The organism is Xenorhabdus sp. PB62.4 (assembly GCF_014467285.1).
Taxonomy (GTDB): domain Bacteria; phylum Pseudomonadota; class Gammaproteobacteria; order Enterobacterales; family Enterobacteriaceae; genus Xenorhabdus.
The window spans coordinates 12837-39675 of the sequence record NZ_NKHR01000026.1; the positions used below are offsets into that span (position 1 = coordinate 12837).

Below are 26839 nucleotides of genomic sequence, written 5' to 3' on the forward strand. Positions count from 1 at the left end.
TCTGTAACCAAATTCTTTTTTTGCTCATGTATTATCATAAATCACTTAATCTTAACATTAATTAAACAACAATTATTTAACATTAAATTAACCCAACCACTTCTTAATGTTAACCTTATTTTATGATGGGTTTCTTTGTAAGAGGATGTTTCTGACGTTATTTATTACTGGTTATACCAAATTAAAAATTTATAACTAACTTTTATTAGAAAGAAAAATTAATTGCATTCAATCGATTATAACTTATGGTCTACGCTAATTAATTTTTTCATATGCCTTTTCAGGAACGATTCATGACACTGTAATGACGCGTTTAGCAGATGCAATTGTTGATGGCCGATGCGCAATAATAATTCTGGTGATATTTAACGTTGATATCGATTCATTGATATAATTTTCATTAGTCAAATCAAGATGACTGGTTGCCTCATCCATAAATAAAATGCTTGGTCGGCGATAAAGGGCTCTGGCTATCAATAGCCTCTGTATTTGCCCACCGGACATTCCGCTACCTAATTCACCAATGAGTGTTTCATATCCCATCGGCATTAATAAAATATCATTATGAATATTGCAACGTTTAGCACATTCTTGTATGTATTCAAGATTAGGAGAGAGATCAAACCCAGATATATTTTCAGCGATAGAGCCAGAAAGTAATTTATCATCTTGTAGTACACAAGAAATACATCTACGGTAATTATTCAGACCAATAACATTAACATCCAGTCCATTAATTAAAATAGTGCCTTTGCTAGGCTCTAATAACCCACACATTAATTTCATTAATGTTGTTTTTCCTACACCAGATGGGCCAACAATAGCTACACTTTCTCCCGCTTTGATATTAAGATTAAAATTAGAAATGATGGGTTTTGATAAGTTGTCGTATTGATAATGTAAGTTGCAAATAGTTAATTCTGCGGGTAACCCTGAAATGCCAATATCCCGGTTTGGTGCTTCTCTTTCTGGTTCAGAAAGGACTATATCGGAGATGCGTTCATTATGTAAATTTAACATGCGCAATCTGAGCGCCATATCAATCAAATTACTTGCCCGATCAGCAAATTGCCCGCGATAGGCGTTAAAAGCGACAAACATTCCAAGAGTCATTTGATTATCTATAACTAATGATGCACCTAGCCACAGAATAATAACTTGTTCACAAGTAATGACAAAAGTATTAGCGATATCAAAGATTGTACCTATTTTGGCAAGTTTGGTATTTGAGTTAATAGTATCGATACTCAAATTTAACCAGGATTTTGCCCGATTTTCACATAATCCCAAGGATTTTAATGTGTTAATGCTATATAAAGTTTCCATAAAATGGGAATTTGCTCTGGCATCCTTAACTATTTGCTCTTCGGAAAGTTGCCTATAATATTGATAAGTGAGTAACCTTAAGATGACATAAGTAATAGTGAATCCTGAGACTACCCAAACGAGCCAGTTACCGTAGAGTAACATCATAATGAAAACACTAATCAACATAATCGCGTCAATAATGCTATTCACAACATTTTTGGTAAACGTAGTACGTATGATATTTAATGAACCAAATCGTGACTGGATATCACCTAACTTACGTTTTTCAAAGTAAGCCAAAGGTAATTTCATGAGATGATCGAACACCCCTGATTTCCATTGAGCATCAACAAATGTTTCCATCGTAATGGAAGTCCAGCTACGCAAAGTAGAGACACTCACTTTAAATAGAGTAAAGACAAGCAAACCACAACAAATAATAGTTAATAGGCTATTATCCTTAGCAATAATAACGTGATCCATAATTAGCTGCGTACCTACAGGAGTCAATATATTAATGGCTTCTATCACCAGGGATAAGAAGAAAATTTTCCCCAGTGTCGCCTTAAGTCCCTGAATATTATTTAGCAGTGATATTATACGCAATCTGTTTTGTTTTTTGGCAGGAACAAAATCATTACCTGGCCACAATTCTAATGCAATACCAGTAAAATGTTTGGAGAACTCTTGTGTACTTAAGACCCGGTGTCCAAATGCCGGATCGTGAATGGTGATTTTATTATTCTTAACTCTAACTAAAACAACAAAATGATTCATGTCCCAGTGCAGAATACAGGGTAATTTTAATGCGTGAAGTTCATCAAGATCCAGTGATACGGCTCTGGTTTTGAATTTAAGGGCGCTGGCAATACTAACCAATGTAGTTAGTGCAACTCCACGTGTAGAAATTCCGAATTGGCTACGTAAATGGGATAAATCAATTTGTAACCCATGATAATGAAAAATCATTGCTAAACTTGCCAATCCACACTCTGCTGCCTCAGTTTGTAAAATTTTGGGGATTTTCCTTTTGAATCCCAGATTCAGCTTATTGGTAATAATTTCAAAATATTTTTTATCCATTTTGTGGCCCCATCAATGTTTTTTTCATGTCATAGAATGGTGAGAACATCCATTGATAAAGGGGGCGTTTCTCAAGGAAAAAAGTAGATTGGGCTTTCATGCCATTAGATAAATTTAATTTTCTTCCATTGTAATCAAACTGATTTTTATCTAAGGCAACTAAAACTTTATAATAGGATTCGCTTTTTTCTCCGGCTTTGTTTATAGGAGAGCTTCTATAATGAGACATTTCTTGGGCAGAAGCAGGGATATATGAAATATTATCGACTTGTCCTGAAAACTGCCCGAATTTTTCAAATGGGAAGGCATCATAGCGTATATTAATTGCATCTCCTTTCGAAACATACGGTAAACTGCTATTAGGAACCCATAGGATTAAATAGTAATTAGATTTGATATCATATGGCATAACCTGAGCCAGAATATCGTTTAAGGTTATCGTCTGACCAACGGTGAAACCGAGTGATTCAATGCGTCCATTAATCGGGGAGGTGATTAATAGCGCGCCATTGGCTGCCATTTCAGTTAATTTTCGTTGTAAATCGTCACGTTGAATTTTATATTGAGAAATTTGTTTATCAAAATCAGTTTGTCTAAGAATAATTTCACTATTCAAGTTAGTAATTTTCAATGCGTCATTGATATACTGGCTGTATAGATTCTGATAAATGTTTTGTTGCTGATAATAGGAATAGCCATAGCTATTAAATTGATCTTTTGTAATAAGCCCGCGTTTCTGATAGAGCTTGTAGTTTTCCATATTTTCCTTTGCAAATTCAACCCCCTGGCGGGCATTGTCAACAATAACTTTAGACTCTTCCTGTGATGCTTCATACTGCTTTTTTTGTTCTTTCAAGCTTTCTAAAGTGGTGTATTTATCATCTTGTAAGCTTTGGATAATATTATTAATCTGCGTTAATTGGTTTTTTAATGAGTTTTTTGTATTAGTGCTGATTTTTCCTGAATCTGTAATTTGACTGAAATCCACCTGATAAATTTTTTGTCCTTGCTTTACAAAATCTCCCACATTGACAAATTCCTGGGAAATAAATCCCTGTTGAGAAGAAAAAATATTTATTGGATGGGGATTGGTTATCACTTCACCATAGACGTCAATGCGCCTTGTGTAACTGCCAAAAGTAATAAATAAAAATAAAATAATTAAAAAAACCGATGAGACAACACAAATAATCCAAGCTGGAATTCTTGCTATTAATAGTGCGTCTCCAGTCCATTTGGATTTTTTATTTTCTATAGCTTCTTTCCTAAATAAATTATTCATAGCAGCCATGTGTAATTAACATTTGTGTTTTATTTAGTCACTGCGATTTAAGATGCAATATTAAATTATTATTTATCAATATAATGGAGGTGTTACTAATTTATTTTAACGACTATAATGTAATATACTTAACCTTAACGTAGTATAAACCGTTAGTAAAATTCCTTGATGGAATGGAACTCTTTCCGGTTTTGTCATACTGTATTGAGAATAAATGAGGTTAAGCTCTCTCGCTTGACAAATCCTTGCCTCAAAATCATCTGGTTCGTAAAGTAGATAGCGGGCGTATTTAATGTGACAAGAAGCAAAATCACCATCTGGAAGGCAGTTGAGAGAAAATAATAAAGAAAATAGGAAATATAAATATTTATGCTGGAATCAACAAACCCCGTTATTGTTGACGAGGTTTGTCAGCGATCTGAAGCCACTGTAATATACAGTAGCTTTTTTATGTTATATTTTATTTAGTTCAGCAACCACTGCATCGACATAAAAAACAGCAATGAAAGCATCAGGCTATTTAATATTGAATTCGTATATTTACTGATAAAATAAGCCAACACGACCGTTACCAGTGCAAGCATATATTTGATATCAAACTGTTCAATTAATTCACTTAAGGATAAATTACCCAGTGAAATATTAACGATAATTGTTCCCAGAATAAAACAGATGGCATAATCCAATGAAGTAATCAGTAAATTTTTTCCGTTGAAGAGTTTATTATTTCTTATCAGAAAAGGAGCCGCTCTTAACACGAAACTAGCCACGCCCATTAATACGATTAACAACATCATAATGTTCTATCCTTTCTGATTTTCCGCTCAATGAGTGCAATCACAATCCCACACAAAACAGGCACCGCCAGATCCATTAATTTCATATTCACTTCATTCAATAGTGGTGCGCATAATCCTCCCATTACCGTCGCCAATACAGACAGATCTTTGCCCGAACGTTTGGCAGTCAGGGAAGCAAAATGAATGGGAACTAACATCACCAGAAACAGAGAAAGGGACTCATAATTCAGGTGCTCTGCCGAAATATAGCCCAATAAAGTGGCACAAAAAGTCACCACGAAACAGGGTATGGCAACACCCAAATAAAAATGAAATTGAGATTTTCCATCTGAGATATTTTCCGTAGAAAGATAAGAATGCGTTACCGTATAAGTGCTGGCACAAAATCCCAACATCGACAGCAAAATATTTCGCTTTGGAATACCCTGAAAATATTGCGTCATAACCATCGCCATCAAGAAAAACCGGAAGTTGATCAACAGTGCCAGAATGATAACGGAGAATATCGCACCATCGGCCAGATAACCTACCGCAGCCACCTGCAACGGCGCAGCATATATCAATAATGAGCCAACCAGCGTTTCCATTAATGGAACACCGTGACTTTGATAAAGTGCACCAATAGAAGTAAAAATAAAGAAAAAAGAGACACAGACAGGCAAAGAATCAACCATGCCTTTCCTAATAAACGGATTCAACACTTATCACCTATATTGAGAATTATATTTAACGTAGTGAGATCATCGAAATATTTCATGATGAAAGAATAGCCATTCTATCATTGAGCTATATTATGAGTGGAAGATTAAAGATATAGCAGGCTATATATCATGACAACTACTTTAATAAAATTTGTGACATAAACTCATTTAATGCAAACTACCCAATAAGTAATAACGCTTATTTATTGTAACTCTTTTCGAAAAATTATATGTTCCCAATATGATATAACTTTATTTTATATATAAGGCTTTTGATATTCCCGTTATAGTGATAATCATTTTAAAAACAATAGATTCCTCTCGGAGAAATAAGATGAAGATATTACTGAACATATTATTGGCGGGTATTGTCCAGTTTGGATTTACGCAACTCACCTATGCGCAATCCACACTCGATAACATTCACTCCACAGGTGTATTCCGGATTGGAACAGAAGGCGCTTATGCTCCATTCAGTTACCATGATACATCAGGCAAATTGACTGGATTTGATGTGGAAATCGGCCGTGAAATCGCTCTGCGTATGAAAGTGAAGCCTGAATTTATTGAAAGCAAATGGGATGGCTTGATTAGTGGCCTTGATGCAGGGCGTTCCGATGCGGTGATGAACCAAATCGCCATTACACCAGAGCGCGAGAAAAAATATAGCTTCTCCCTGCCTTATGTAATTTCAGAAGCCGTACTGATTACCCGAAAAGATAATAACGAGATTAAGACATTCAGTGACTTAAAAGGTAAAAAATCAGCCCACACCCTGACCAATAATTTTGCCCAGATCGCCAGAAATTATGGTGCAGACATTATCGGCGTTAACGGTTTTAATCAAGAAGTGGATCTCGTGAGCACAGGCCGTGCCGATGCAACCATCAACGATAAACTTTCTTACCTCGACTACAAAAAACATCGTCCGGATGCACCGGTAAAAATTGTTGCGGCTGATACTCAGGCAGCACAATCTGCCGTATTGCTTCGCAAAAATGACACCGAATTAAAGACCGCAGTAGATAAAGCTATTACTGAGATAAAAGCGGATGGTACTTATCAACGCATATGGGATAAATATTTCGCTGAGGAAAAGAGTGAATAATTGGAATATATCTACTCAATTCCAATTTACAGCGAAGCGACAAAAGAGCAAACATTCAGCCACATAGCTAATAATTATGTGGTTGGATGTGACTGAATCTGTCTGCAATATATTACCTCACATCATTAAAACAAATAAAAAAGATAATTTTTATTAGGTATACATATAATACTAAAGCACCCGCCCTCACCAGAATAATAGTGGCATTCATCAGTTAATTATGTTAATAAACAAACCTCTTTAATGAGAAACATCTATTGTATATAGAATTATGTGGTTGAAATTATTACGTTTAATTAAGATGCCACCGTCGTTATAAGTAGCGCTCATCTATATTCAGTAAACAAAAAGACTCTCAAAAATAAGTTATTTTTAATTTTTCTTCTTCGCTCATGTATTCAATAGAGCAATCAAATATTGATATGGAGAATGATTTCTACCTTTCTAATCTAGGAAACATAATTAATGAAACTTAATTTAATTACATTAGGTATTTTGGGTTTAGCTGTAGCCCAAACAACAAACGCGAGTCCTATTAATTTTACACCAAGCAGTGTATCAGTAAGTACTTCATTGGGTTGGCTTTCAGGCCAGTCAAATGAATATGTTTATAGCCCTAACACCGGAAATAAAAACAGTGAATTAAATTGGATAATTAAAAACACCACAATTATTAAAGGTGATCTTTCCTGGGATGCTTTGTCGCATTTGACACTGAATGCACGAGGTTGGACAACACTATCATCAGGCAACGGTAAAATGGATGATTATGACTGGTCAAATCCAAACCAATCTAAATGGACTCATTGGTCCCATCATGAAAATACTAAGCTGAATAGTGCCAGTGAATTTGATCTTAATTTAAAAGGTTGGGTATTGAAGCAACCGAATTACAAACTCGGTGGCGTACTTGGTTATCAACAAACCGAATTTAGTTGGACTGCAACTGGAGGAAGAGCAGATTATAATAACCAAGTCTCTGAATTAGAGAATAAACCCATAATTACTTACCAGCAAAAATTCAATATGCCATATATGGGGCTGGCCGGGCAATACCGTTATCAGGATTTTGAATTCAATACATTGCTGAAATTCAGCCCGTGGGTTCAGGCAAAAGACAAAGATGAGCATATCCTGCGTCATTCAACTTACAAAACCAAAATCAATCAATCACGTTATTACGCTATCGCCGTTGATGCCGGATATTATATTACGCCAAATATGAAAATATTCAGCGAATTTAGCTGGAATAAGTTTACTAACAGTAAGAAAGGTAACATTGAAGCCACTGATCATAGCAACCGTAGCTCTCATACCTATAGTAATGCGGGTGGCATGAGTAATACCCATTATACTATTTCTGCGGGTGTTCAATACCGTTTTTAATTTGTGAAAAAACAAAAAAACAGGCGCACCTCAGCGCCTGTTAATCAAATTTACCAACCAACTGCAATACCTGCTCCCAAGACCGCACCTTCTGCATTATTCCAGCTTGTAGAAGCTTTAATATTCACATTCTCTGTGAGTTTGGCCTGAGCACCAACCGCAACCGCACTACCATCGTGATATTGCCCTAAGCCCACGCCAACACTAAAGCGATTCGTATTGCTGAAAGGGATATTGGTCATTGCCGCAACACTGGCAATCCCGGCATTTGCCCTTTTCTCTACGCGATTAATTTTGTTATCTAATTGACGAATACTCTGACGCATTTCTGACTCTAATGCGTTAAAGCGTTTTTCAGAATGGATATAATAATTTTCAGCTTTTTCGTTTATATCCCGAGCGTACTTATACAGTTCATTAGATTTCCCCTCGATTTTCTTTTCTACATATTCCGTTTTTTCTTCAACTTTCTTGTCTAACTGTTCCGTTTTTTCTTTTACTTCTTTAACAGCTTCTTTACTTGCTTGATCGGCAGCCAAGTTGATTTTTTTATCCATTTCTGTTGCCGTTTTTTCAGCCCTATCTGCTGCGCTTTCGGCTGTATTCGCATGTTCTTCTGCGGCTGTTGCAGATGATTTCGCTAATTGCGCTGAATCTTCTGCCGTGATTTCAGATGCTTTCGCGTCCTTAGCTGCCTGCACTGCTACCTGCTCCGATGCTTTCGCAGCCTTTGCTGAGGTATCTGCCGCCTGTTCAGATGCTTTTGCGGCTTGTGCTGAATTATCCGCTGCCAATTCTGATGCCTTCGCAGTTTGTGCTGAATTATCCGCTGCCAACTCTGATGCCTTCGCAGCTTGCGCTGAGCTATCTGCTGCCAATTCTGATGCCTTCGCAGCTTGCGCTGAGCTATCTGCTGCCAATTCTGATGCTTTCGCAGCTTGCGCTGAGCTATCTGCTGCCAATTCTGATGCTTTCGCAGCTTGCGCTGAGCTATCTGCTGCCAATTCTGATGCTTTCGCAGCTTGCGCTGAGCTATCTGCTGCCAACTCTGATGCTCTCGCAGCTTGCGCTGAGCTATCTGCTGCCAATTCTGACGCTTTCGCAGCTTGCGCTGAGTTATCCGCTGCCAACTCTGATGCTTTTGCATCTGCCACTGAACTTGTTACTGAATTCATTGCCAATGTTGAATTATCAATTTTTGTTTCCAACTTCTTCAATTGACCATAAGTCGCTGCATCGTTATCACTTGTACCATCAGCAATATTCGTTAACTGCTTATTATTACTAGGATTGTTGCTATTTCCAAATGAAACTGAATTTTCTCTATCAGTTTCCGCGTTGCTCCCGATTGCAATTGCATTAGTATGGCGAGAAATTGCTGACGGACCTAAGGCAATACCATGTTCTTTATGAACAACTGCTTTTTCCCCTATAGCAAAAGAACGCGGTGCATCAGATTCAACTCTTGATTGAAAACCTATAGCTATAGAAGAGCTGCTCCGCTCTTTAATTTTACCTTCTGCCAAAGCGACAGAATGTGTTGATTTAGAACCAACCGTTGCACTCCCTATAGCCACAGAATATGATGAATTAGAACCAACCACTGAACCCCCTATAGCCACAGAATTAATACTTGAGAGCTCAACGCCACTATTGCTCGCTGCGAAAGAGTGCTTAGAGTCCTTCCGAACCTTCGAATCCCCCATGGATACAGATCGAGAAGCCCCCTCTTGAATTTCAGATCCCCCCATAGCGACAGAGTGAACAGCATTTTCAGAAATAAATGACTGGCCCATAGAAACGCTCTTGTTAAATGCGTTGTTATTCTGATTAGAAGCGTAAGAAGACTGCACAGATACAGCACTAATTAAAGCCAATAAAATCTTTCTCATTGTTTCACCATAATAAAAACAGATAAATTTTTTATCAAAAAAATCAATTAATCAATGAATAAAAAACACAAGTAAATTCAAGTGATGTTAATTATAGTTTTGCAAAAATATCTTTTACATGTATAAAAATAAACACAGCGATTATTTTAAGGATTAGCAATCAACTCCTATATAGAAACTGATATTTAAGCAAGAAGTTAGAATAATTAACTTTATAAATTTCTTGAAAAGAAGGTGAGAAAGTAAATATTAAATACAAATGGAATGCAATGTTTTTCATCCATAGAAAATAAATATATCAGGCTAATCCTATCATTATACATTGTCTGCCATCACTAACCCCCTGATTTTACCTGCCATTAATAATACCTTTAAGATTACTCCGATAACACACTTGAAGTTAACAATTAGACTCACCACTATATCTTGTATTTATTTTCCTCATAATTTAGGCAAGAATGTTTATAAAAAAACTCTAAAAACGAATTAATAAAGTCATTTATTTTAAATAAGAATTTAAAAACACAATAACATTACTATTTATTATCAGTTTATCTCTTACCACATTTACATATATCGCCAACTCACCCTTAAGTTCTAAGCTATAACTTTATTGTATATAACGATATCCTTTTCTTGCCATATCATCATTAAAACAACCTTATAAAAAATAAACATATTTTTAATATCAATCTATTAGGAAGATTCTATGACCCCAGATTGGCTCAGTTTAGCGCTGGATTCTCTGTGGCCGATGTTGTACGCCGGCCTGACATTCACCATTCCCCTCACGCTGATCACTTTCGCACTTGGGATCTCGTTGGGATTTATCGTTGCTTTAATCAGGCTATATGGCCCTAAGCCACTGGTTGCTGTAGCTCGGTTTTATGTCTGGTTAATCCGTGGCACCCCTTTATTGGTACAGTTGTTTTTGATCTTTTACGCCCTGCCCAGCGTGGGCATTACACTGGAAGCCTTCACCTCCGCGGTTATCGGCTTTACCCTGAATGTTGGCGCCTATACCTCAGAAGTGATCCGCGCAGCATTAGTTTCGGTTCCTAAAGGGCAATGGGAAGCCTCTCACTCTATCGGCATGAGTTGGTGGCAATCACTGCGTCGGATTGTTTTGCCACAAGCAGCACGGGTTTCAATTCCCCCTCTGTCCAATACTTTTATTTCACTGGTAAAAGATACTTCTCTGGCTTCGGTTATTACCGTGCCAGAAATGTTTCTGGCGGCACAGCGCATTGCTGCCGTTACCTATCAGCCGCTCATTCTGTATACCGAAGCCGCCATTCTCTATCTACTCTTAAGCTCAGTGCTGTCAGCACTGCAAGTCCGGTTGGAAAAGAAATTCGCCCAACAAAGCAGCAGCAATAATAAGGAAGCCAAAGATGATTCAGCTCACCAACATTGAGAAAAATTTCGACGGGCAAAAGGTGCTGAAAAATATTAGCCTGACCATTAAGGAAGGCAGCCTGACGGCGCTTATCGGCCCTTCCGGTAGTGGGAAAAGTACCTTGCTGCGTTGTATTAATCTGTTGGAGATCCCACAGGCCGGTAAGCTGGAAATTGGCAAGGAGCAGATTACCTTTAACGGTAAGGAAAAACTGCCACACCGTGAAATCCAGCGTTTTAGCCTGCAAACTGGCATGGTATTCCAGAACTTCCAGCTTTTCCCTCATCTGACGGTGATTGAAAATATTATGGAAGGGCTGATTTGGGTACAAAAATGGCCCCGCGAACGTGCCAGAGAACGAGCTATGGAGCTGTTGAAAAAAGTCGGTTTGTCCCACAAGGCCGATGTCTGGCCGAGCACATTATCGGGAGGTCAGCAACAGCGCGTGGCAATCGCCAGAGCAATGGCACCTTCCCCCAAAGTGCTACTGTGTGATGAGCCAACTTCAGCGCTTGACCCTGAATTATCCAAAGAAGTCGTTTCCGTTCTGAAACAATTGGCGGGAGAAGGCACCACCATGTTAATGGCAACGCACGATTTGCGTCTGGCCGCCAATCTTGCCCATGATGTGGTTTTTCTGGAATCCGGCGAGATTATTGAAGCTGGCCCGGCAAAAACCATTTTCACCCGCCCCAGTAAGGTGCGCACTGTCGAGTTTATTTCAACCCTGACAGAAACCTTACCGGATTGGGAAATATAGCGAGCAGTCACGTTTAACATCAGCAACATTATTTATTCGGAGAAACGCAATGAAAAAAATTTTGAGTCTGTTACTGGCGGGCGCGACTGCCCTTGCTATTTCTGCCCCCGGTTATGCAGGCAAAGATTTTGATGCCATAAAAGCCTCTGGCGTCTTTAAGATTGGTACGGAAGGCACTTACCCTCCTTTTACCTATCACGATGCCAGCAACAAATTAACTGGCTTTGACGTGGACATCGCACGGGAAATTGCCCAGCGTTTGAATGTTAAACCTGAATTCATGGAAGTTAAATGGGATGGTTTGATCGCAGGGTTGGATGCCAAACGTTTTGATGCCGTTATCAACCAAGTCGGTATTACACCAGAACGCGCAGCGAAATACAGTTTCTCCATTCCTTACACAACCTCTCAGGTCGTGTTGATCACCCGTAATAACAATGGTGATATTAAAACCTTCGCCGATATTAAAGGAAAACGCTCAGCCCAATCACTGACCAGTAATTACGGGCAACTGGCAACCTCTTACGGGGCAAATTTAGTCAGTACAGATGGTTTTAACCAAGCCATTGATTTGGTCGTCACCGGACGTGCTGATGCCACATTAAATGATCGTCTGTCATTCCTCGATTTTAAAAAACAGCGCCCTAATGCACCGGTTAAAATCGTCGCCCAACAAGCCGATGCAAGCAAATCCGCTGTTTTACTGCGTAAAGGGGATGCTGAATTGGCAGAGGCTGTTAATAAAGCCCTGCAAGAGATGAAAGACGACGGCACATATGCCCGTATCTCCGAGAGATATTTTGGCGTGGATATTTCTGAGTAATTTTTCTTTGGTTAATAAGATGGCGGTATTTTCATAAGACCGCCTTATTCACATTTCAATCTTCTATTTCTCTGGATATTCATTCTCTCTATGACAAAAATCTAATCAAATAGGATTAGGTTTGTTGGAAAAATAAACCCATGGGAACCGAGATCACTTCCTTAATAAAAAACATGATTTTTCGTTAAGTTACCTATACTATTAATGAAATTTTTTCAACAAAGGATGTAGGGATGATATTCATTTTATTAATGGTCATTAAATTTGCTACCTTTTTTGTAATATCTTCGGTGGTTAATTACTTTTTCATTTTAGACAGGAAGTTTAAAAAAACCTTATTAGCATCGTTATTGATTTCTATTATTTTTATTTTAGTTGAAATTTTTTCGCCGGTACTGCTTTACGGTTTTATGTATCTATCTGAGTTCGTGTATAATGTTATAAATTAAACATTCAGCCTTCTGAACACTTGTATTATGTCGTGCATTGAATGCACGACAATAACAATCTGATATTGTTCATCAATTACTTGAAAGACCATAAGTATAATAATCATATATGTATTAGGCAGTATATATTATAATTTCCATATGGATTGCTTTTCTCTGATTGGTATTCGTTTGATGGAAGAATTTAAAATACAACTTATTCAATTTATATTAAAACAATGAAAAAACGGATCTTAAAAGGAACAGGCTCTGGATAAAAAACACAACAAAAGAATTTGCATATGGGACCGTAGCCCCATATTTACTACAAATCCAACACTAACCGTTTCCCTTTCGCTCTGGAACAACAAATCAGCATTGATGTCTGGCTCTTTTTTTCCTCATCACTGAGATATTGGTCACGGTGATCTGCTTCACCTCCTAAGATCATTGTTTCACAAGTACCGCATACCCCTTCACGGCATAAACTTTCAACCGATGCGGCTTTATTTCTTTCAATGACTTGTAAGATGGTTGACTCGCTATCCACTTCCAATTCAACGCCAGATTTAGCCAGAACGACTGTAAACGCATCACCGGTTTTATCTTCAATCGCAAATTGTTCAAAATGCAATTGCTGATCAGGGAAACCAACCTTTTGTGTCGCTTGTCTTACCCCCTCATGTAATGAGGGTGAACCACATGTATAAACATGGCTTCCTTCTGCTAATTGAGAAATAAGTGTATCGAGATCAAGACGAGAACCCTTGGATGAAATATGACAAACTACTTTATCCTTAGACCTTGATGCCATTAACTCTTGTGTAAAAGCAGGTTCGTTGGCATTCCGGTAGCAATAATGCAGTTCATACTCAGCATTTTGTTGTTCCAGTTCATGCAAATGGGACATAAAAGGCGTTATCCCAATTCCACCTGCTATCAATATGTGCTTTTTAGCCCCGGGCGCTAATGCAAATAAATTATTCGGCTCAGAAACAATGAGTTTATTTCCAATAGCGACTTTTTCATGCATAAATGCTGAACCACCACGAGAATACGCTTCTCGCTTAACCGCAATTTGATAACGTTGCTCATCAAAAGGGGAATTTAACAGAGAATAAGCATTCTTATAATGGTTATCACCATCCCGCATCTGCACAAAGATATGGCTTCCGCTGGTAAAAGAAGGTAGCTGTGTGTTTTCATCCGGTATTAACGTAAATCGTTTAATCATGGGTGTAATAGTTTCAATATCACTGACAATAACACCGAGTTTCTGATAAGTAGACATAAGTGATTCTCAATTATTCATTAAAAACCCTGACAGAGATATTTCAGTTCCAAATAATCTTCAATACCGTGGCTCGAACCCTCACGCCCTAAACCAGATTGTTTTACGCCGCCAAAGGGAGCAACTTCATTAGAAATAAGGCCGGTATTAATACCTACCATGCCATATTCTAACTTCTCTGAAACCTGCCAAATGCGTTGTGAATTTTCAGTATAAAAATAGGCAGCAAGCCCATAAATAGTATTATTAGCAGATTCGATAACGCTATCTTCATCATCAAAAATAACCAGAGGTGCAACAGGACCAAATATTTCCTCTTCTAATAGCAGGCTATTTCCGGCAACGTTACCGAGTACCGTTGGCATAAAGAAATTGTCACCTAAAGCATGACGTTGACCACCAAATAATAAATCCGCACCTTTATTTAACGCATCATCTAAAAGAGATTGAACTTTATCCGCCGATTTCGCGTTAATCAGTGGCCCTATTTGTGTTCCTTGCTCAAAACCATTACCAACTTTAAGTTTTTGTACTTCTTCAATGAAACGCTGGCTGAATGCCGGATAGATAGCCTGATGAATATAAAAACGATTCACACAAACACAAGTTTGCCCTGCATTACGAAATTTCGCTGCAATCGCACCTTCTACCGCTTTTTCGACATCAGCATCATCAAAAACAATAAAAGGCGCATTTCCGCCTAACTCCAAAGATACTTTTTTGATACTGCCTGAGCATTGGCGCATTAATAAACGTCCTACTTCCGTTGAGCCCGTAAAACTCAGTTTGCGCACACGATCATCTGTGGTAAATGTTTCACCAATAATGCGTGAATGCCCCGTGAGAATATTTATCACTCCCGCAGGAATACCCGCCTGAATCGCTAACGCCACCAGTGCCAATGCCGTAAATGGAGTCTCATTCGCGGGCTTTATGACCATGGTACAACCTGCCGCAAGGGCAGGTGCAGCTTTGCGGGTCACCATTGCCGCAGGAAAATTCCAGGGCGTAATAGCCGCGCAAACGCCAACCCCTTGTTTAATCACCATCAGGCGCTTATCCACCGTTGGCGAAGGAATAATTTCCCCGTTTGTACGCTTTCCCTGTTCTGCGAACCACTCGATAAAAGAGGCGGCATAGACGATTTCACCTTCAGCTTCTGCCAGCGGTTTTCCCTGTTCTAACGTCATGATTTCTGCAAGCTGCTTTTTATTCTCACTGACTAAACGAAACCAATTTTGTAATAACCGGGCACGCTGGTGACCTGTTAATGCCCGCCATTCCGGCAAGGCATCATGCGCAGCCTGAATGGCTTTTCTCGCTTCACTCGCTGCCATATTAGGTATTTTCCCTATGGTTTTTCCTGTTGCAGGATCGGTGACATCCAATGTCTCTTTATTATTGTCCGCATCACACCATTGCCCGCTGATATAAGCCTGCTGGCGAAAAAAAGGATTATCCAAGATATTCACTTAATGACCTCACTGATTAAACCCATGCCATGACTGCCTTTACCCAACGCCACTTTATTCATGGTAAGTTTGGGCAATAAGGTTGTGAAAATAGGCAATACCATGCTCACTAATTCCACTTCCGGTGCTATCCGCCATGATGCGCCCCTGACCAGGATAACCACGGGATTTAAGCCCTTTCTGCACGCTTTCAACCAAGCGCAAATCTTCAGGGCGAAAAACGTCGCGATACCATTCAATCAACGATTTCTGTTCTTGAGTCAACTCTTCATTAGTAAAGTAAATATCGTAATGTTGCAGTGTTGTTTCTGCATCTATGGGGAATTCATATATCACCGTCATCATGCCTTTAATTGGTGTCACGTTGTACATGGTACAAGGCCATAACCAAAAGCCATGAAATGAAGATTCGCCTTCAAACTTGAAAGATTGATCAGAGGGGATCGCATAGCCAAACTGTAATGACCATTTCTCATACATGGTATGCCAATAGCGATCAACCTGAACGGAGGTTGAAAAACCGGGATGAGCCGGGCCACAGTGATAACATTCCAGATAGTTATCAACAATGCTTTTCCAGTTCGCCGGTGTTACCGTCGTGAAACGATCTGCCAGTTTTAGCTCATAAACTTCCGGGCAAGCCTCCAATACCTTAGCGCTTAACCCCGGTAATTGCTCCTCAACTGTGCCAGCATTCATGTCCATATTAATAAAGACAAAACCGGCGTACTCTTCCAATTTTACCGGGGTTAATTGCGCTAAATTTTTATCGAAATTCGCCACATTCTCGCAGTTACGGGCATGTGCCAAAGTTCCGTCGAGTTTGAATGTCCAGGCATGATAAGGGCAAGTGATGACATTTTTTGCCTTACCTTCACCTGTTAATAACTGGTGCCCACGGTGAGGACAAACGTTAAAGAATGCACGCAATACGTTGTCGCGCCCACGAACAATCACAATGTTCTCACCAATAATTTCACGCGTAACATAATCATTAGGATTGGCAAGCTCACTGCTGTGTGCAACACAGATCCAACTCTTGGCAAAAATCGCCTCTTTCTCATAATCAAACACGTCCTGAGAAGTATAGAAACGCGCTGGCATGGTGTACGCTTCTGTTGGGATTGCACAAAAATTTTTGGGTAGTGTAAAATCCTGGTGTTGAATGCTCATATCAATTCCTTAATTTTTTTTGTCCCCTTCATTTTTCAAATTGCTTCTCGAAATCTGTCAGGGCATGTCGTTAAGTTACATGTATTGTTTACTTATTGTTTACTTATTGTTTACTTATTGTTTACTTATTGTTTACTTATATTGTGTTTAATCATTTAGTGAAATAGACGTAATAGACGTTCTTGATGAAGCCATGACTGGCGGGGATGCTTTTTTCTCTATAGGTGTCATGGAGGTTGACGCAACAACGGGTTCTTGCTGGTTAGGGCTATCAATAAGATGTGCAGGAATGTGTGCATAATCTTGTTTTATCCAGCGAATAAAACCATATGTCTTAATCAGAAGAATCACTAAAAAAGGCAGTGCAGTAAGCACTACGGTGGTTTTCATTGTCTCTAAAGAAGCTTGCGTAAATAGGATTGAAAGTGGGATTAGCGTAATCACTACGCACCAGAAAAGGCGTAAATTCCGGCTGGGATCCTGGCCTTCACTTAAATTGCGCGTGCTGGTTGCCGCCATGGTGTAAGCAACCGCATCCATATGCGAGGCCAAGAAAATAATCATGATAATGAGATAAGCAGCAAGGAAAAATTGGCCTAATGGCAAGGCATTCAATAGTTGGTGAACAGCCGTTTCACCCCCCAACGTATTCAATATTTCAGGTACATTAATAACACCGGTAATAAATTGATGTATTGCGTAGCTTTCCAACACACCAAAGAAGAACCAGCAACCAAACGTACTGCCTAATAACAACGCCCAAATCACTTCCTTAATTTTGCGCCCATGAGAAACCCGGGTAACAAACATGGCAACACCGGGAGTATAAGAGATCCACCATAACCAATAGAATACAGTCCAACTACGTGTAAATTGACCATCTCCCATCGGATCGGTAAATAAACTCATTTGCAAAAAATTCTGCGTTGTTAAACCAATTGTATTAATAATATTATTAATAATAAATTCCGTTGGCCCCACAATCAGGACAAGTAAAGCAAAACCAAATGCCCCCCATCCCACCATTTGGCTTAAACGCCGCATACCATTATCAATGCCAATATAAGAACTTAAACAAAAAATCAGTGCAGCTAATAACGTAATTACAGCTTGAACAATAAAATTATTAGGTATACCTGTTAGTGAAGAAAGTCCGCCACTTAATGTAGCCGCAGTCACAACTAAAGAAATCGTTAACGCCCCGACAGTAGCAATTAAAAATATCATGTCAATAAGGCGGCCCCAAAAGCCATGAGGGTTAATGTTGATAATAGCGGAAATAATCCCTGATAAGCTCAACCCTTTATTTTTTCTGACATGGAAATGATAAGCCATTATCAGTGAAGCCAGTGCATAAGTTGCCCAGGCACTGATTCCCCAATGGAAAAAAGAGAAACTGGTACTGTACTCCAATGCCTTAGAGGTTTGAGGCGTAATATTCAAACCGGGAGTTTGATAATAATACGCCCATTCCATTACCCCCCAGTATAAGGTCGATGAGCCAAGCCCTGCGCAAATAAACATAAATAACCAGGACACCGTGTTGTATTCTGGTTTTCCTTCTCCTAATCGAACATTGCCATATTTGCTTATCGCTAAATACAGAACAAACACTAAAGCAGCAAGAACTAATATTTGGATAATTGATCCAAGTAAACGCGTCAGCCCATTAAAAATTGCGTTAGCAATAACACTCGTTTTTTCAGGAAATAAACTAAGCGACACCGCTATTACAATAATACAAGCAAGACTTATTACAATTAAGGAAATATCTTTTTTTGTGTTGCTGAACATGAAACCTCCGTTTCGTCACTTTGTGCGCATCCTCCATCATTCATAGGGATAGAGTTCCGTTGAATATAAAAATTCACTTGGTATTGCGACAAAATGCCTATTATCGTTGTTATGATTATCGGGTATAGACACGACAAAAGGAAAACATGCAATAGGCGGGAACGACACTTATTGCCTCTTTTGGCTAAAAACTAAAATATATTGTTGATACACAATTTAAACAATAAGCCGGACAGTAAATAGATAAAACACACATCGTAAATAATATATTGTGAGATACGTTAAAAATCAGAAGAGTAATGGTCATGACCGACAATAAAAAAACAAGTGAAAAGTCATAAAAAAAACCACACCCTAAAAAAGAGTGTAGTTTTTATAAGAAAAAAAGAATAATTAAACGATTTTTTAATTAGTTAAATGGTTAACAATAGCTTCCCCGACCTGTTGCGTCGATGCTTTACCTTTCATATCTGGTGTAACGATCCCTTCTTTTATCACCGCTTCAATAGCAGATAAAATATCGTCATGGGCATCCTGATAACGCGTATCTCCTTCATCTAAGGCATCTTTCCCCAAAAACGGTAACATCATTGCGCCAGCCCAAATCATTGCGATTGGATTGGCAATATTTTTGCCATAAATATCAGGGGCTGACCCATGAACAGGCTCAAATAAAGAAGGGAAATTCCTTTCCGGATTCAGGTTTGCAGAAGGTGAAAGCCCGATTGTTCCGGTACAGGCAGGCCCTAAATCAGAAAGAATATCGCCAAACAAATTGGAAGCAACAACGACATCAAATCGTTCTGGATTTAACACAAACCGGGCACAAAGAATATCAATATGCTGCTTATCCCATTTTACACCGGGATACTGTTTTGCCATCTCTTCGACCCGCTCGTCCCAATAAGGCATGCTAATCGCTAATCCGTTTGATTTCGTCGCAGATGTTAATAACTTACGGGGACGGCTTTGCGCTAATTCAAACGCATATTTCAAGATACGGTCAACCCCACGACGGGTAAAAACCGACTCTTGGATCACCACTTCATGCTCTGTGCCTTCATGAAGGCGACCACCAATCGTAGAATATTCCCCTTCCGTATTCTCTCTGACCACATAAAAATCGATATCTTCCGGTTTTTTATTCGCCAGCGGGCAAGGCACTCCCGGTAAGAGGCGTACAGGACGCAAATTGACATATTGCTGAAATTCACGTCGAAATTTAAGCAGTGAACCCCAAAGCGAGATATGATCAGGCACCGTTTCAGGCCAACCAACAGCACCAAAATAGATAGCGTCAAACCCCATAAGCTGCTTAAACCAATCGTCGGGCATCATTGTGCCGTGCTGGAGATAATAATCACAGCTTGCCCATTCAAAATGCTCAAACGATAAACAGATATCCCACTTTTCAGCTACAGCCTGTAATACTCGAATGCCTTCCGGAAGCACCTCATGACCAATGCCATCTCCCGGGATTGCAGCAATTTTAAACAGTTTTTTCATTAGATATCTCTCATTTATCAGGATACTAAATTGACTTTCCGGCTATCTTATAATTGACTGATTTGCATTCAATCTGAAAAATGTAGAAACATAATTTACGCTTTATGAACAATTTACCTATTTTACAGGATCTGCGTGTTTTCCTTTTAGTCGCCAAGAGAGCCAGTTTTGTCGCCGCAGCCGAAGAAATTGGGGCATCTCCGGCCTTTATCAGTAAACGCATTGCAATATTAGAAAACATCTTGAATGTCACCCTATTGCACAGAACAACACGTCGCGTCTCGATTACGGAAGATGGCGAACGAATATACGAATGGGCGCAACGTATTCTCAATGATGTTCACCAGATGCTTGATGAACTTTCTGAACTTCGGCAAGAGCCGCAAGGGACAATCAGGATCGTCAGTAGCTTCGGCTTTGGGCGGCAATTCGTTGCGCCTGCTTTATCAGCACTTATTCAGGCCTATCCACAACTAGAACTGCGATTTGATGTAGAAGATCGCATTATCGATTTAGCCACTGAAGGCATTGATTTGGATATTCGGGTTGGTGATGATATTGATAATAATCTTATCGCGCGCAAGCTTGCGTCTAACCACCGAATTCTTTGTGCATCACCGGATTATCTCGCGCGTAACCCGATGCCAAAAACACTGAATGACCTCCCTTCTCACTCCTGTCTGGTGATCAAGGAGAGAGATCACCCCTTCGGAATTTGGCAATTGCAAAACAGTACCGGTTCTCAATCAGTGAAAGTCACCGGATCTATGTCATCCAATCATGGTGAAATTATTCATCAGTGGTGCCTTGATGGACATGGCATTACTTTACGCTCTTATTGGGATGTCAGAGAAAGCATCAAATCAGGGGCATTAGTCCATATCCTGCCTGAATATTATCAATCAGCAAATATCTGGGCGGTCTATGTCACGCGTTTAGCCATGTCTGCTCGCATCAGAGTGACAATCGAATTTCTGGAACGCTATTTTCAACTGCATTATTCAGAGCAAATTGAGGTTAAATCGGATGAAGGCTTGTGGAAGAACCGCAAAATTTGACGATCAATTTAATTGAAGATCTAAAATATCTATTACCTTAACTAACCAGAACTCAAGTTAATTAACTATCAAAGAAGGTGCACTTATGGACGACAAACAACTACAAACTCTGGCCTCTGAGCTGGCTAAGAACCTCAACCTCCGGAAGATTTGAGCCATCTCTCTCGTTTTCTCAAAAAACTGACCGTTGAAACCGCGCTTAAAGCGGAGTTGGCCACTCATCTGGGCCATGAGAAACATCAACCTAAATCAGGCTCCAATACCCGTAATGGTTATTCGTCTAAGACGTTACTGACTGAAGATGTCGCATTGGAATTGCAAATTCCCCGTGATCGGGAAAGCACTTTCGAGCCGCAACTCATCAGGAAAAATCAGACCCGTATTACTGGGATAGACAAGCAAATACTGACCTTGTACGCCAAGGGGATGACCACTCGTGATATCGCCGATGCCTCTACCCGCACCATCAAGCAACAGTACCAGCAGCAGCAAGATCAACTCAGCTAAATTAAACTGCGAATGCGGGAACTGATTGGCGATTACAAAAGCCGCTAAGAGCAGGGAGTGAGCCGCGCTTAAAAGAAGAAAGCCGGAAGATAACGGAGATCTTTCCGGCGTTATTTCATGGCTTATTTACCTTGGGTTAAATTCAAAATATTCACCCATAAAAACAATAACGTTAGATAAGTTTAAGCCTAAAAATCCTAGAACCTCAATAAACCATGATAGATGCTCGCCTATTTCTGGAATATCTTTTTCTTTTATTGATAAAAAGCAGATAGCTAATCGCGCCATTACGAGCGGTTTATCTTTAAAATTTCTAATTCCATCATTGCTATCAACATAATTCCACCAAAATGATAGAGCAGCCTCTCTCTCATCTTCGGTTTTATTATCCTTTAAGTATTCACGCGTAATATGAATAGGATCATTCTCACAACCCTCAAAAGTTATATTTAACATATCTGTTACTTTTAGTAAGAAATCCAAATATAACTGAACACATGACTTACTATCTTCAGGCCATTTAATTAAACCAATACTCACTGTCATTCAAATTTTACCCCAAAATATTTCAACACATAACTACAGCATTAAGCGCTTGATCAAGACAGGATATTTCAGCACATCCACCATGCCAAGGTGCTCGGTAGGCACCCGAACCATTAAGCAACAGCGCCAGCAAGAGCAGCTCAGCGAAATTAAGCTGAGAATGCGGGAACTGATTGGCGACTACAATAGCAACTAAGGGCAGGGACTGAGCGGCTCTTAAAAAAGGATAAAGCCGGAAGAACGCAGGGATCTTTCCGGCTTTAATATAAGTAATCAATATATAACTTACTGAACAATTAAATTTCAATTACATAATTAGTACAGAATTTAGCTCAGAATAGAATTCCACTAAATTTTGTAAGTCGGATTTTATTTCGTATGTTAAAGATGAACTCTCTAGCATATCGTTCAATAAGAAACCACTTATTTTTACTTTCCCTAGATGATTAACTGAAATATTAATATCAACATTTCCATTTTCGTTAATGAAGTTGGATTCAAGTACCTTTTTAGAAATTAATTCATCTAAGGAAATAAGAAATTCTTTAATTCTGTCATATGATGAGTCGAAATTTACCTTGGCATGATACCAGCTAGACTTAATATCAATACATGCATAAAAATCCTCCCCTTTAAAATAAAAAATTCTTAAAATCAAATGACTACCATTTTCACCTTTAATTATGGTTTCTAGCGCCACCTTATTCTCCTTAATCAAGTCTTGGTATATCTTCAAGTTTTAGAGGCCAACCAAAACTTCTGCTACGCTGTCCCCAGTTAGGTGTACTTATCATATCTCGATGGCTCATTTTTCCATCCCTAACACTAACTGAGCTGACTCTAATTTAAATTCGGGGCTGAAACTTCTTTTCATCATGTCACCTGTTTGATTGTTGAGGTGAGAATATCACCTCTATGACGGTGACCAAAGTCAGTGCGCTACTTCACTTGTGAGGTGTCCGGGATTGTTATACCACTACACAAAGCCGGAGGATCGCGGGGATCTTTCCGGCTAATTATGTAATTATTTTTTGTTAATATTACATTTTCTATCTACTAAAACTCCCATAAAGGTATCATAGTAATTGCAATCAGGAGGACTAATTCTTTCTAAAAAAAGCCTTAATTTATTCATGTTTTCAATATAAATATTAATTTCTGATTTTTCATAGCTAAGATCACTCAATAAATCATCAAATCCATGAAAATCTCTACCTATATATCCCCTTTTACCCCAAAATGCTTCTCCGAGCATGCAAAAGAAATCAAGGTAATTATTGACTCCCTCTAAGTTTAGTGAAACATTGAGCGTTTTATTTTGTTCTGGAGGAAAAATTTGCTGCCAGTATAAGCATGCGATTAGCCATAAATTCTTTGCTTCTCTGCATTTGTTGTTTTTCCAGTAGAGAAAATCATTTCCTTTAACCCACTCTTTTAAAATAGCAGTAATGGTAAGAGGTGGTTCATCAGAAGTTTTTATTACTAATGAAAACTCTTGACAGCTTATTAGAGTATTTTCTTTGTCTATTATATAACCATCAAATTCATAGACACATATGTCATTGATATAATAGGATATAGTAATAGTGTCTTCTTTTTTTACTTTGACACTATTCCGCATCTTTATTTCCCTTGATCTTAATAGAACCAATTCGAAATCATCGCCTTCATGATTACTCAAGTGAAAAAAGTCAATGTTATCGGCTATAGCGCATTCTACGCCATTAATATATATATAATATTTACTGTGAACCATAGTGTTGCCATTCTGTTAAATAAATTAATGTTTATTATTTCTCTGGCTTATGTCCTGGATATTTACCTCCATCGGGATACCAAGTACTCGGAAATTTATAGACTTTTTCGTAATCATGATTTAATGCGTATCCATATACTTTTTGACCATTCGGTAATGTTTGTTCTACTATGCGATGGTGTGGATCAAGCCCATTTCCTGAGTGAACAACTTGCCATTCTTTAGCTCCGATCCAGAATTTATTCGTTTTTCCTTTTCTATCTTCTAGGTTTTTTTGAATTCCAGTATCCTTATGTACCCTTGGGGGTACATTGAGCCACAGTGAAGTCGGCTATTTTTTTCTCCTGGATGGTTTGCCGCGTGGCTTTTTTACGAGACTGACTCCATAGTCCCGCTTTAAAACAGCCACGACCGCCTCAAAAAATTCAGCTTTCTTTTCCATTTCAGCCAGTTGCTGCTCAAGTTCTTTTATTCGTTGCTCTGGTGTGAGCGATGAAGATGTGGTCATCGGTGCCCCTTGAGGATGTAAAGGTGTACAACCTAGACTCCAATCTAACTGACCATGCTTCCTGAGCCAAACTAAAACGGTTGAACGGCCTTGAATACCGTATCGGCATTGGGCTTGTTTGTAAGTCATTTCGCCTTTTTCAACTTGTTCAACAACAGCCAATTTAAAAGCCAATGAATAATCGCGCTGAGTTCGTTTACTTTCTGATTTCAGAGCACTCTCCTAAATAGGTGAAGAAAAGTGTCAACTTTATTTAGGACGGGCCAGCTTCTTAAAAAAAAGCCGGAAGATCATGGGGATCTTTCCGGCTTTACTTAAGCTCATAAATTAATCATTTTGTCGTAATGATTCAATCCATTTAAAATGGAATTCTCTTTGTTCTTCTGGAGTAACATCAACATCTTTATCTTCAAAATAAAATATATGAACCGTATCTTCAGATGAGGCATGTTGACCTAATGTATTTTCATAAGCCACTATGCCATCTGACATATCCCTCGACATAGCCGATGGATACACATTTATTTTTGCCCCTTTGCAAAGAAAAACTATATCTTTTAATTGGTTTCTTAAATCTATAAGGCATGAAAAATAATCAGTGTCATTTGATTCTGCCAATTGATTGTTATTATGAAATATTCTTAAACAACAATGCCTATCAGGAGAAGTAATCAAATGTAATTCAGCTTCTTCTTTTTTCCTATTTATTATTATGTTGATTTTTCTTTTATCGACATCTGTCATTTTCCATACCTCTTTGGATTTAAAATAGTATAGTCCCACATTTCTCCATCGGCATTAACTGCTCTTGCACCTAATATATCTTCAGATTTGATCCCTCCAGGCATTGCAATCTCTACTTCAGTTGGATAAGGACTATCCTTGCCTAAGACTTTATTTACATCTGTAGTGGTCAAGAACTTTCGGACACATTTTTAGCCGCTTCCCACTGTCTTTCGTATTCAGCCGGAGAAATTCCCCCATTAAAGCTATGGGGACGGGTGTCGTTGTAATACCCGCCAAAATAGTCGGTGATATCCCTCATTGCCCCATTCATCCAAAATTTATCCCCGTGGCGCAGCACCAGCTTGTTACCCGCGCGTACCGTGCGGGTGTGATCTTTCGGGTGGCATTTGCCGCCCACGGTGCCACTTTTGACACCATTCGCCACACCGGGCTGGTCGCCAATTGTTTGTGGGACAAAACTGCGGGTAAACACCACCACCGGTTTGCCATTAGCACGCACGGTTTTCTCCGGCGCCGAACTGTCTGCCAGTTTTGCTATGACAGGATAGGGGCTCGGCGGTGTGGACGGCCCCATCGGGGTTTTACACACGTCCGGCAGCATGCCGACAATCATCCAGCTATTGGCGGCACACTGACCGTTAAAATCATGTACGGCTGTCTGGTGCTGATCCCCGACAGCGACAACACTCGCGCTATCCGGCAACAGTACCAGCGCCAGCAAGACCAGCTCAGTGAAATTAAGCTGCGAATGCGGGAACTGATTGGTGACTACAACAGCCACTAAGGGCAGGGAATGAGCGGCTCTTAAAAAAGAATAAGTATCCCCCGGCATAGCCGCTGTCTCTTGATCACATCTATGGCTCAAGAGACTGTGCCTAGCAGGGGGGTTTCTATATACAAAAAAGCCGGAAGATCATTCCGGCTTTAACTACCAACTTGTTATCTGGTTTTTCTCACTGATTCAACCCATTGGTGAAAATATTCTCGCTGCTCATTGGGAGAAACGGCTACATCATTAGCTTCGAAGTCAAAAGTGCCGACTAAGTTCTCTCGGCTCACTTCTTCTCCCAAATTGAACTCGTAGGCAGCCATTCCTAAAGCCATATCTCTAGCCATTCCTGATGGGTAGACATTTATTTTGGCTCCTTTGCATAGGAAAATAACTTCTTTTCGCTCACTTCTTAATTTTGCAAAACAATCAAAAAAATCTGTACCAGAAAACTCGTTTTGATAAATATCAGAAATTGAAATACGTAAAAAACATTCTCTGTTATCAGTACTTAATAAAGATAAGTGAGCTGTTTCTTTCTTACCATTTATTATTACATAAATGTCAACTTTTCGTTCTTTCATTTTTTTCCATACCTATTTGGATTTAACATACTATACGCACTTAACTTGAAGATGCAGGTCTTAGAATCTGAAAGTTATCAGTCAGTCGGGTAGTCAACTCTTTCGCTTTTTCTGGCAAGGTAATATGAAAAAAGCGGCGAAGTGCTTCACGGAACGTT

General features: G+C 39.2%; 24 protein-coding genes and 3 pseudogenes. 7 read left to right on the forward strand and 20 right to left on the reverse strand.

From position 1 onward, the window contains the following. Positions 1-291: 291 nt before the first annotated feature. The 4 genes from Xenpb_RS16395 to Xenpb_RS16410 all read right to left on the reverse strand — a co-directional run bounded on the left by Xenpb_RS16395 (position 292) and on the right by Xenpb_RS16410 (position 5147). On the reverse strand, positions 292-2391 hold the full coding sequence (locus tag Xenpb_RS16395) for a peptidase domain-containing ABC transporter (RefSeq protein WP_187655300.1): 2100 nt from the start codon (positions 2389-2391) through the stop codon (positions 292-294). Next, positions 2384-3682 (reverse strand): HlyD family secretion protein, encoded by a 1299-nt coding sequence (locus tag Xenpb_RS16400; RefSeq protein ID WP_255523170.1) that lies wholly within the window; start codon positions 3680-3682, stop codon positions 2384-2386. Before Xenpb_RS16400 ends, Xenpb_RS16395 begins: the two co-directional genes overlap by 8 nt. Before the next feature lie 455 nt (positions 3683-4137). After that, positions 4138-4470, reverse strand: coding sequence for an AzlD domain-containing protein (locus Xenpb_RS16405; protein WP_187655301.1), 333 nt, complete (start codon positions 4468-4470; stop codon positions 4138-4140). After that, positions 4467-5147, reverse strand: a complete 681-nt coding sequence (locus Xenpb_RS16410) for an AzlC family ABC transporter permease (RefSeq protein WP_187655302.1) — start codon at positions 5145-5147, stop codon at positions 4467-4469. Before Xenpb_RS16410 ends, Xenpb_RS16405 begins: the two co-directional genes overlap by 4 nt. 361 nt (positions 5148-5508) lie before the next feature. Here Xenpb_RS16410 and Xenpb_RS16415 point away from each other — a divergent pair, with 361 nt between their 5' ends. Together Xenpb_RS16415 and Xenpb_RS16420 are read left to right on the forward strand one after the other, a co-directional pair. Further along, positions 5509-6282 (forward strand): amino acid ABC transporter substrate-binding protein, encoded by a 774-nt coding sequence (locus Xenpb_RS16415; RefSeq protein WP_187655303.1) that lies wholly within the window; start codon positions 5509-5511, stop codon positions 6280-6282. A 465-nt stretch (positions 6283-6747) separates the two neighbouring features. Further along, entirely contained in the window at positions 6748-7668 is a 921-nt protein-coding gene (locus Xenpb_RS16420) for an omptin family outer membrane protease (protein WP_187655304.1), read from the forward strand. 50 nt (positions 7669-7718) lie between these two features. Here Xenpb_RS16420 and Xenpb_RS16425 read toward each other — a convergent pair whose 3' ends face one another. Next, positions 7719-9560, reverse strand: coding sequence for a YadA C-terminal domain-containing protein (locus tag Xenpb_RS16425; RefSeq protein WP_187655305.1), 1842 nt, complete (start codon positions 9558-9560; stop codon positions 7719-7721). 709 nt (positions 9561-10269) lie between these two features. Between Xenpb_RS16425 and Xenpb_RS16430 the strand changes: the two genes are divergently transcribed. From Xenpb_RS16430 to Xenpb_RS16440, 3 genes are read left to right on the forward strand one after another with little or no spacing between them, the layout of a single operon-like run. After that, positions 10270-10977, forward strand: a complete 708-nt coding sequence (locus Xenpb_RS16430) for an amino acid ABC transporter permease (protein ID WP_187655306.1) — start codon at positions 10270-10272, stop codon at positions 10975-10977. After that, entirely contained in the window at positions 10955-11719 is a 765-nt protein-coding gene (locus Xenpb_RS16435) for an amino acid ABC transporter ATP-binding protein (protein ID WP_187655307.1), read from the forward strand. The genes Xenpb_RS16430 and Xenpb_RS16435 overlap by 23 nt, the downstream gene beginning before the upstream one ends. 49 nt (positions 11720-11768) lie before the next feature. Continuing rightward, the gene (locus Xenpb_RS16440) at positions 11769-12542 is read left to right on the forward strand and encodes an amino acid ABC transporter substrate-binding protein (protein ID WP_187655308.1); all 774 of its coding nucleotides are present in this window, start codon (positions 11769-11771) and stop codon (positions 12540-12542) included. A gap of 753 nt (positions 12543-13295) precedes the next feature. Here the strand turns inward: Xenpb_RS16440 and Xenpb_RS16445 are convergent. The 5 genes from Xenpb_RS16445 to Xenpb_RS16465 form a co-directional block, all read right to left on the reverse strand. Next, on the reverse strand, positions 13296-14261 hold the full coding sequence (locus tag Xenpb_RS16445; RefSeq protein WP_187655309.1) for a PDR/VanB family oxidoreductase: 966 nt from the start codon (positions 14259-14261) through the stop codon (positions 13296-13298). Between the two features lie 20 nt (positions 14262-14281). Continuing rightward, the gene (locus Xenpb_RS16450) at positions 14282-15733 is read right to left on the reverse strand and encodes an NAD-dependent succinate-semialdehyde dehydrogenase (RefSeq protein WP_187655310.1); all 1452 of its coding nucleotides are present in this window, start codon (positions 15731-15733) and stop codon (positions 14282-14284) included. 54 nt (positions 15734-15787) lie between these two features. Next, a complete protein-coding gene (locus tag Xenpb_RS16455) occupies positions 15788-16906 on the reverse strand; it encodes an aromatic ring-hydroxylating dioxygenase subunit alpha (protein WP_187655311.1) in 1119 nt (372 codons plus the stop codon). A gap of 147 nt (positions 16907-17053) precedes the next feature. Beyond that, the gene (locus tag Xenpb_RS16460) at positions 17054-18700 is read right to left on the reverse strand and encodes a BCCT family transporter (RefSeq protein ID WP_187655312.1); all 1647 of its coding nucleotides are present in this window, start codon (positions 18698-18700) and stop codon (positions 17054-17056) included. A 405-nt stretch (positions 18701-19105) separates the two neighbouring features. Continuing rightward, a complete protein-coding gene (locus Xenpb_RS16465) occupies positions 19106-20206 on the reverse strand; it encodes a tartrate dehydrogenase (RefSeq protein WP_187655313.1) in 1101 nt (366 codons plus the stop codon). A gap of 104 nt (positions 20207-20310) precedes the next feature. Between Xenpb_RS16465 and Xenpb_RS16470 the strand changes: the two genes are divergently transcribed. Together Xenpb_RS16470 and Xenpb_RS16475 are read left to right on the forward strand one after the other, a co-directional pair. Next, entirely contained in the window at positions 20311-21264 is a 954-nt protein-coding gene (locus Xenpb_RS16470; protein ID WP_187655314.1) for a LysR substrate-binding domain-containing protein, read from the forward strand. An 85-nt stretch (positions 21265-21349) separates the two neighbouring features. Beyond that, positions 21350-21708, forward strand: a pseudogene (locus Xenpb_RS16475) (transposase); the annotation flags it as partial. Positions 21709-21897: 189 nt separating this feature from the next. Here the strand turns inward: Xenpb_RS16475 and Xenpb_RS16480 are convergent. The 10 genes and pseudogenes from Xenpb_RS16480 to Xenpb_RS20095 all read right to left on the reverse strand — a co-directional run. Then, on the reverse strand, positions 21898-22317 hold the full coding sequence (locus tag Xenpb_RS16480; protein ID WP_187655315.1) for a hypothetical protein: 420 nt from the start codon (positions 22315-22317) through the stop codon (positions 21898-21900). Positions 22318-22339: 22 nt separating this feature from the next. Next, on the reverse strand, positions 22340-22594 hold the full coding sequence (locus Xenpb_RS16485) for a hypothetical protein (protein WP_187655316.1): 255 nt from the start codon (positions 22592-22594) through the stop codon (positions 22340-22342). Between the two features lie 30 nt (positions 22595-22624). Further along, on the reverse strand, positions 22625-23017 hold the full coding sequence (locus Xenpb_RS16490) for a hypothetical protein (protein ID WP_187655317.1): 393 nt from the start codon (positions 23015-23017) through the stop codon (positions 22625-22627). A gap of 324 nt (positions 23018-23341) precedes the next feature. Further along, a complete protein-coding gene (locus Xenpb_RS16495) occupies positions 23342-23938 on the reverse strand; it encodes a hypothetical protein (RefSeq protein WP_187655318.1) in 597 nt (198 codons plus the stop codon). Between the two features lie 499 nt (positions 23939-24437). Next, a pseudogene (locus Xenpb_RS16500) lies at positions 24438-24794 on the reverse strand (helix-turn-helix domain-containing protein); the annotation flags it as partial. A gap of 114 nt (positions 24795-24908) precedes the next feature. After that, positions 24909-25325: a hypothetical protein gene (locus Xenpb_RS16505; RefSeq protein ID WP_187655319.1), complete on the reverse strand. Its 417-nt coding sequence runs from the start codon at positions 25323-25325 to the stop codon at positions 24909-24911. Next, positions 25322-25498, reverse strand: coding sequence for a hypothetical protein (locus Xenpb_RS16510; RefSeq protein ID WP_187655320.1), 177 nt, complete (start codon positions 25496-25498; stop codon positions 25322-25324). The genes Xenpb_RS16505 and Xenpb_RS16510 overlap by 4 nt, the downstream gene beginning before the upstream one ends. After that, on the reverse strand, positions 25495-26193 hold the full coding sequence (locus Xenpb_RS20090; RefSeq protein ID WP_255523171.1) for a DUF4150 domain-containing protein: 699 nt from the start codon (positions 26191-26193) through the stop codon (positions 25495-25497). The genes Xenpb_RS16510 and Xenpb_RS20090 overlap by 4 nt, the downstream gene beginning before the upstream one ends. A gap of 74 nt (positions 26194-26267) precedes the next feature. Continuing rightward, positions 26268-26681, reverse strand: a complete 414-nt coding sequence (locus Xenpb_RS16520) for a hypothetical protein (RefSeq protein ID WP_187655321.1) — start codon at positions 26679-26681, stop codon at positions 26268-26270. A gap of 40 nt (positions 26682-26721) precedes the next feature. After that, positions 26722-26839 (reverse strand): annotated as a pseudogene (locus Xenpb_RS20095) (IS630 family transposase); the annotation flags it as partial.